Annotated in this window: 7 protein-coding genes; 1 reads left to right on the forward strand and 6 read right to left on the reverse strand. The window is 59.9% G+C overall.

What is annotated here, in order from left to right; translation table 11 throughout:
- Nucleotides 1-249: 249 nt before the first annotated feature.
- From HX875_RS28375 to HX875_RS28400, 6 genes are all read right to left on the reverse strand, one after another.
- The gene (locus HX875_RS28375) at nt 250-903 is read right to left on the reverse strand and encodes an HAD family hydrolase (protein WP_177047838.1); all 654 of its coding nucleotides are present in this window, start codon (nt 901-903) and stop codon (nt 250-252) included.
- 29 nt (nt 904-932) lie between these two features.
- A complete protein-coding gene (locus HX875_RS28380) occupies nt 933-1,922 on the reverse strand; it encodes an ABC transporter ATP-binding protein (protein WP_003219745.1) in 990 nt (329 codons plus the stop codon).
- Complete coding sequence (locus HX875_RS28385; RefSeq protein ID WP_003219747.1) at nt 1,919-2,719, reverse strand: ABC transporter permease; 801 nt, start codon at nt 2,717-2,719, stop codon at nt 1,919-1,921. Before HX875_RS28385 ends, HX875_RS28380 begins: the two co-directional genes overlap by 4 nt.
- Nucleotides 2,706-3,551 (reverse strand): ABC transporter permease, encoded by an 846-nt coding sequence (locus HX875_RS28390; RefSeq protein WP_003219748.1) that lies wholly within the window; start codon nt 3,549-3,551, stop codon nt 2,706-2,708. Before HX875_RS28390 ends, HX875_RS28385 begins: the two co-directional genes overlap by 14 nt.
- A complete protein-coding gene (locus HX875_RS28395) occupies nt 3,548-4,354 on the reverse strand; it encodes an alkaline phosphatase family protein (protein ID WP_177047839.1) in 807 nt (268 codons plus the stop codon). The genes HX875_RS28390 and HX875_RS28395 overlap by 4 nt, the downstream gene beginning before the upstream one ends.
- 164 nt (nt 4,355-4,518) lie before the next feature.
- Nucleotides 4,519-5,586 (reverse strand): ABC transporter substrate-binding protein, encoded by a 1,068-nt coding sequence (locus HX875_RS28400; RefSeq protein WP_003219752.1) that lies wholly within the window; start codon nt 5,584-5,586, stop codon nt 4,519-4,521.
- Between the two features lie 351 nt (nt 5,587-5,937).
- On the opposite strand from HX875_RS28400, the gene HX875_RS28405 reads away from it, so the two are divergent.
- The gene (locus HX875_RS28405; protein WP_010166446.1) at nt 5,938-6,651 is read left to right on the forward strand and encodes a UTRA domain-containing protein; all 714 of its coding nucleotides are present in this window, start codon (nt 5,938-5,940) and stop codon (nt 6,649-6,651) included.
- Nucleotides 6,652-6,971: the final 320 nt, after the last annotated feature.

Genomic DNA, 6,971 nt, shown 5'->3' on the forward strand with positions numbered 1-6,971 from the left:
ACTAGTTTAGGAAGAAACCTGCTCCGACCCATGCTCACTCACGATCTCGAAATCTGAGGGCACCACGGTCTGAAGCAGGTGAAAATAATCTTACAAGGGAACACCGAGCCTAGGCGAGGCGCCGACAGGCGGGGCAGAGCGTTTTGGTTACTTTGCCGCTTTTGCAAAGTGACTCGCTGTAAGAGCGAAACCATAAGCCGCCGTTACCTAAATAACGGATATGTACTCACCTCAAAACCGCGCGAAACGTCAGACCCAATGATGAATCGGCCACCCCGCCTTCTCAGCATGCGCCCGCAACACCGGGTCCGGGTTCACCACCTGCGGGTTCGCAACCTTCAGCAACAGTGGCAAATCATTGCGCGAATCCGAGTAGAAGTACGCGCCTTCAAGGTGCTCACCTTCCTGCTCCAGCCATTCCATCAGGCGAGTGATCTTGCCTTCGCGGTACGTCAATACACCGGTGGTCTTGCCGCTGTACACCCCATGGGCGACGTCCAGCTCAATCCCCAGCACTTCATCAATGCCGATACGCGCCGCAATCGGCTTGACCAGGTGCGTGCCCGACGCCGAGATCACCAAAATCCGGTCACCATTCTTGCGGTGCTGTGCAATGGTGCGGGTGGCTTCGCTGTAGATCAGCGGCTCGATAACGTCTTCCACCCAAGGCTCGACAAGGTGCTCGATCTCTTCCGGCGTGCGGCCGATCATCGGCTCCAGGCTGAAGTCCATGAAGTCTTCCATGGCCAGCTCCCCACGGCTGTAGGCCGCCATCAGTTCGTCGTTCCTGCGCATGAACGACTCGCCATCCACCCAGCCCAGGCGGCCCATCTGCTCGCTCCACAGGGTGGCGCAGTCGCCGTGGATCAGGGTGTCGTCCAGATCAAAAATTACCAAAGCCATCTGTCACGCTCTCTCAAATAAATCGTGCGTCAGGCTACTTCACACAACGCACTTGGGTCGATCGAAAGTGCCAATCGCTGGCCATCCGGGTGCAGATCGTCCGCCGAGCGATTAAGCACATCCACAACCAATTCCACCCCGCGCGCTTCGATGCGGTAGCGAATCACGTTGCCCAGCAGGCTGTGGCTGCGCACCAACGCGTCCAGCTCGCCGCTGCGGCTGAGCTCGATGGCTTCCGGGCGAATGGCGATGCGCCCGGTGATCGGGCGCTGCAACAGTTTGCTGGCCTTGTCGGCGTCCAGCAGGTTGTAGTTGCCAATGAAGCCTGCGGCGAACACATCCACCGGCGCGGTGTAGAGGGTCTCGGCATCGCCGCTCTGCACGATCTTGCCCTGGTTCATCAGGAAGATCCGGTCGGACATGGTCAGGGCTTCTTCCTGGTCATGGGTCACGAAGATGGTGGTCAGGCCCAGCTCACGCTGGATCTGGCGAATCTGTTCGCGCAGGTGTTTGCGAATCCGTGCATCGAGGGCCGACAAAGGCTCATCCAGCAACAGCAGGCGCGGGCGGGTGACCAGGGAGCGGGCGAGGGCCACGCGCTGGCACTGGCCGCCGGACATCTGGTGCGGGTAACGCCCGGCAAGTTCTTTCAACTCCACCAGTTGCAGCACTTCCTGTACGCGCTTGTGGCTGTCGTCGGCATTGACCTTCTGCATGCGCAGGCCGAAGGCGACGTTCTGTTCCACGGTCATGTTGGGGAACAGCGCGTAGCTCTGGAACACCATGCCGATATGCCGTTTCTGCGGGCTGAGCGGGACGATGTCCTGGCCATCCAGCAGGATTTTCCCGCTGTCTACCGAGGTCAGGCCGGCGATGCAGCGCAGCAGGGTGGACTTGCCGCAGCCGGACGGGCCGAGCAGGGTGACGAATTCGCCCTTGGCGATTTCGCAGTTGATGTCGCTGAAGACCGGCGTGCCGGCGTAGCCTTTTTGCAGGTGTTGGACGCTGACGAAGCTCATTGGCTTTTGTCCTTGTTCAAGATGTTGGCGGCCCAGGTCAGCACCAGCACAAAGAAGAAATAGGAGATCACCAGGGCACTGGTGAAGTGGCCGCTGCTGTTACGCATATTGTTGAGGTACACCTGCAGGGTCTCGTAGCGGGTGCCCACCAGGATGTTGGCGAACACGAACTCGCCGAACAGGAACGAGAACGACAGCAGCAACGCCACCATCAGGCCCTTGCGCAGGTTGGGCAGCACCACCAGGAATGCGGCCTGGAAGGTGCTGGCGCCGAGCAGTTGGGCAGCGTCCATCAGGTCCCGCAGGTTGATCGCCTGCAGGTTGTTGGTGATCGCCCGGTACATGAATGGCAACGCCACGGTGAAGTAGCAACCGATCAGGATCCACGGCGTACCCACCATCGCAAACGGCCCCGACCCGTAGAGCTGCAACAGCCCCACCGACGACACCACCGGCGGCACCGCGAAGGGCAGCAGGATCAGGATGTTCATCAGCGCATCGAGTTTGGGGAAGTGGTAATGCACCACAAACAGCAGCGGCAGGATCAGCACCACCGACAAAATCAACGCACCCACGCACACCAGCAATGACTGGCCAAAGGCATTCAGGAAGCGCGGGTCACTCCACAGCTGGATGTACCACTTGAAGGTAAAGCCGGAAGGCAGGATGGTCGCCGACCAACTGCTGGCGATGGAGTAGACCAGGGTGCCGAGCAAAGGCAGTACCAGGATCGCAAACAACAGGTACACCACTACCCGGTGGTAGAGGGCGGCCGAGCCAGGTTCAGCGCGAGACATGGTAGCTCCTCTTGAGCAGCAGTTGATGGACCACGGTCACCACGGTCATCAGCGCCACCAGCACCACGGCCAGGGCGCTGGCCATGTTCGGGTCCAGGGAAATATCGCCGGAGACCATCGCCGCGATGCGGATCGGCAGCACGTTGAAGTTGCCGGTGGTCAGCGCGTACACCGTGGCGTAGGCGCCGAGGGCGTTGGCCAGCAGGATCACGAACGTGCCCAGCAGCGCCGGGGTCAGCACCGGCAAACCGATATGCCGCCAGTATTGCCAGCCATCCGCGCCGAGCAATGAAGCAGACTCGCGCCAGTCTTCGCGCAGCGCGTCGAATGCCGGGTAGAGCAGCAGCACACCGAGGGGAATCTGGAAGTAGGTATAAAGGATGATCAACCCGGTCTTGGAGTACAGGTTGAAGTCCTGAATGATCCCGGCCTGCTTGAGCATGATGGTAATGCTGCCGTTGAACCCCAGCAGGATGATGAAGGCGAAGGCCAGGGGCACGCCGGCAAAGTTGCTGGTCATGTTGGCGAAGGCGGTCACGAAGTTGCGTAGCGGGCCGTCAACCCGGCGCAGCGAGTAACTGCCCAGCACGGCGATGATGATCCCGAACACGCTGGAGTAGAAACTGATCTCCAGGCTGTACTGGATCGCCTGCATATAGAACTTCGAACTGAAGATCTTGCTGAAGTTGGCCAGGCCCCAGCCGAACTCTTCCGACTGAACGCTGCTGATCATCACCCACACCAGCGGAGCGATCTCGAACACGATAAAAAAAATGGCGAAAGGCACCAGGCACAAGGCAGCCAGCCATTTGCCGCGGATCACGGAATTCACTTCAACAGCTCCCGGCATACAGGTTTGTCGTGGGGCACACCCAGCAGCTCGCAGACGGTGCCGCACAGCTCGGTTTGTTTGGGCGTGGCGTGGGCATCGAGGCTGAAAGCGTTGCCCAGCACAAACAGCGGCACTTCCCGTTCTTCCGGCAGCAGGCCGTTGTGGGAGCGGTCGTTGTTCATGCCGTGGTCGGCGGTCACCAGCACCTGATAGCCGGCGTCGAGCCAGCCTTGCAGGTAGTCAGCAAGGATGATGTCGGCCGAACGTGCGCTGTTGCGGTATTGCGGGGTGTCGAGGCCGTGCTTGTGGCCGGCATCGTCGATGTTCATCGGGTGCACCACCAGGAAATTCGGCGCGTGTTTGAGGCGCAGGCTTTCGGCGTCGGCAAACAGGTGTGAGTCCGGGTAATGGTCACTCCAGTAGAAATGCCCGTGCTGGATCGCCAGCGCCGGGTCATTGGTATGACGGTCACGGGCGGCGATGAAAGGGCTGCGGTTATACAACTCGCTGACCCAGTGATAAGCCGCCGCCGCTGTGGATAAACCGGCGTCGGTGGCGTAATGGAAAATGCTGCGCTGGTTGGACAGGCGCGAGACGTTGTTGTGGACGATGCCGCTCTGAATCGGCGGGACGCCGGTGAGGATGCATTCGTACAGGGGCCGGGACAGGGCCGGCAGTTCACATTCCAGTTTGTAGAGTGCTGCGCGTCCTGCGCCGACATAGGCCTGCAAGTGCCCCATGGCGTGTCGGGCAACCTCGTAATTCAGGCCGTCGAGCACGACAAGGATGACGTTGTGCTTCATAGGGGCTGGGGCTCCGCAACAAATAGGCTTGACTCGGTTTTTCGGTTGGAACACCGCTCAAATGTGGGAGCTTGCTTGCCTGCGATAGCGGTGTGTCAGTCGACAACAATGCTGAATGTCATACCGTTATCGCAGGCAAGCCAGCTCCTACACTGGCCGCGTTCTTACTGCATATTGATGATGACTTCTTCCTGCCACTTCTGCGGCAGGGCCTTGGAGGTCTTCTCCCAAGCGTCGGCATCTTTGATCGGCGTTACTTTCTTGTACTGTTCGTTAGGCAGCAGTTTGGCCTGCACGTCAGCTGGCAAGGTCAGGTGTTCGGCACGAATCGGCCGCGCATTGCCGCGCGCCAGGTTGGTCTGGCCGGCGTCGCTGAAGATGTATTCGCGGGTCAGCTTGGCGGCGTTCGGGTGCTTGGCGTATTTGTTGATGATGGTGGTGTAGCCGGAAATCACCGAGCCGTCCGACGGGATCAGCACCACGTAGTCATCCGGGTTGGCCATCTTGGCTTTGTAGCTCAGGCCGTTGAAGTCCCAGACCACGCCCACTTCCACTTCGCCTTTTTCCATGGTGGCGATGGTTGGGTTGGCCAGCGACAGGCGGCCTTGCTTGGCGATGTCGGCGAACATCAGCAGCGCAGGCTGGATGTTCTTCTCGTCGCCACCGTTGGCCAGTGCTGCGGCGAGCACGCCGTTGGCAGCCTGGGCGGCGGTGCTCACGTCACCGATGGAGACCTTGTACTTGCCGGTCTTCAGGTCAGCCCAGCTTTTCGGGGCTTCGGAGCCGTGCAGCAGCTTTTTGTTGACGATAAACGCGATGGTGCCGGTGTAGGCCAGTGCCCAGTTACCGTCTTTGTCTTTCGCCCAATCCGGGACTTGTGCCCAGGTGGTCGGTTTGTACGGCTGGGTCACGCCCTGTTTGACCGCGATCGGGCCGAAGGCGGCACCGACGTCGCCGATGTCGGCGCTGGCGTTGTCTTTTTCCGCCGCAAACTTGGCCACTTCCTGGGCCGAGCTCATATCGGTGTCGATGTGCTTGAGGCCGTAGGTCTTGGCCAGGTCGTCCCAGGTGCCTTTCCAGTTGGCCCAGTCATCGGGCATGCCGACGCTGTTGACGGCGCCTTCCGCTTTCGCGGCGGCTTCAAGGGTTTTCAAATCGGTATCAGCAGCCATGGCGGCGGTGCACATGGCAATGGTCGAGCCTAACAGTGATGCCAGGAAAAGCTGTTTCATCCGAAGCTCCTTTGGGCGTTTTCAACGCTGCGTTTTTATCGACGTTTGCGGTGGTGTTGGTCTAGGTCAGCAATACACGAGCCAATTTAGGCGTGGCGGATGACAGTTTCATGTCGATGTCGTTTTTTGTTGGCCTGGACGGGGGATCGCCGGGTAAGCGTAGACCATGCCCAACTCCCCGGAAGCCTTGGACTTGGCCGATGTATTGCAGGTCTTGTGGCAGGACGTCGCGGGGCGCTGTCATCTGTCGGTCATGTGCAATGCCTAGGCTTGCACGCAATAGCAGAGGCGCGTTTAGAGGGCGTTTTGTGCACCTGAATAGTGCTGGTCTAGTCCAGATAGGTAACGTTGATGCGTGATGAGGCAACCAAAGCGGTGACAACCATTGGCCTGGCGCTGCAAGAGCAGATCGACCATGGGTTGTTGGCGCCTGCCAGTAAGCTGCCGGCCGAGCGCAAGCTCAGCGAGTTGTTTGGTACCACCCGGATCACGGTGCGGGAAGCCTTGTTACAACTTGAGGCCCAAGGGCAGATTTATCGCGAGGAGCGGCGCGGGTGGTTTGTGTCGCCACCCAGGCTTGCCTACAACCTGATGCAGCGTAGTCATTTTCACGCGATGGTGAGTGCGCAGGGGCGGGTGCCGTCCACCGAGGTGATTTCGGCGCGGTTGCAGCCGGCTTCGGCGGCGGTGTGTGCGTGGTTGCAGTTGCCGGCGTTGTCCAGTGTGATCCAGATCTGCCGGGGGCGCAGGATTGATGGGCGGTTGGTGTTGTATGTGGAGCACTATCTGAACCCGCAGTATTTTCCGGGGATTCTGGAGTGTGATTTGAATCAGTCGATTACGGAGTTGTATGCGCGGGTGTATGACTTGCATTACGGGCGGGTGCGGTTTGAGATTGTGCCCACGTCGTTGCAGGTGGAGGCGGCGGCGGCTTTACGGGTGTCGGTGGGGAGCCCGGGGTTGCGGATTGCTCGGGTTAACTACGATCAGCATGAGCGGTTGATTGATTGTGATCTGGAGTTTTGGCGGCATGATGCGATTCATGTTGGGGTGGATGTGGTTTGACGCTTTTACGGTTTGACCGTGTACATATCCGTTGCTGCGGTAACGGCGACTTAGGGTTCCGCTCTTACAGCGGGTCACTTTTGGCAAACGCCCGGAATGCCGGCCCAGCCAAAAGTAACCAAAAAGTCTTTGCCCCACCACTCGGTGCCTCGCCTAGGCTCGGCATGCCGGAACGAAGGCCCGATTCCGCGGGCCGCCGCGACGGGCCATCCATGGCCCGGCGCGGCTAAATCGGCATCCCTGCCGATTTACCCGCTCCACCGTGCCTGCTTGCGGCCATCGTGGTTGACGGGGCCCGCAGATCAAGAGCACGGCGGCCT

Origin of the sequence: Pseudomonas yamanorum (assembly GCF_013386765.1) — a bacterium.
Classification (GTDB): Bacteria; Pseudomonadota; Gammaproteobacteria; order Pseudomonadales; family Pseudomonadaceae; genus Aquipseudomonas; species Aquipseudomonas yamanorum_A.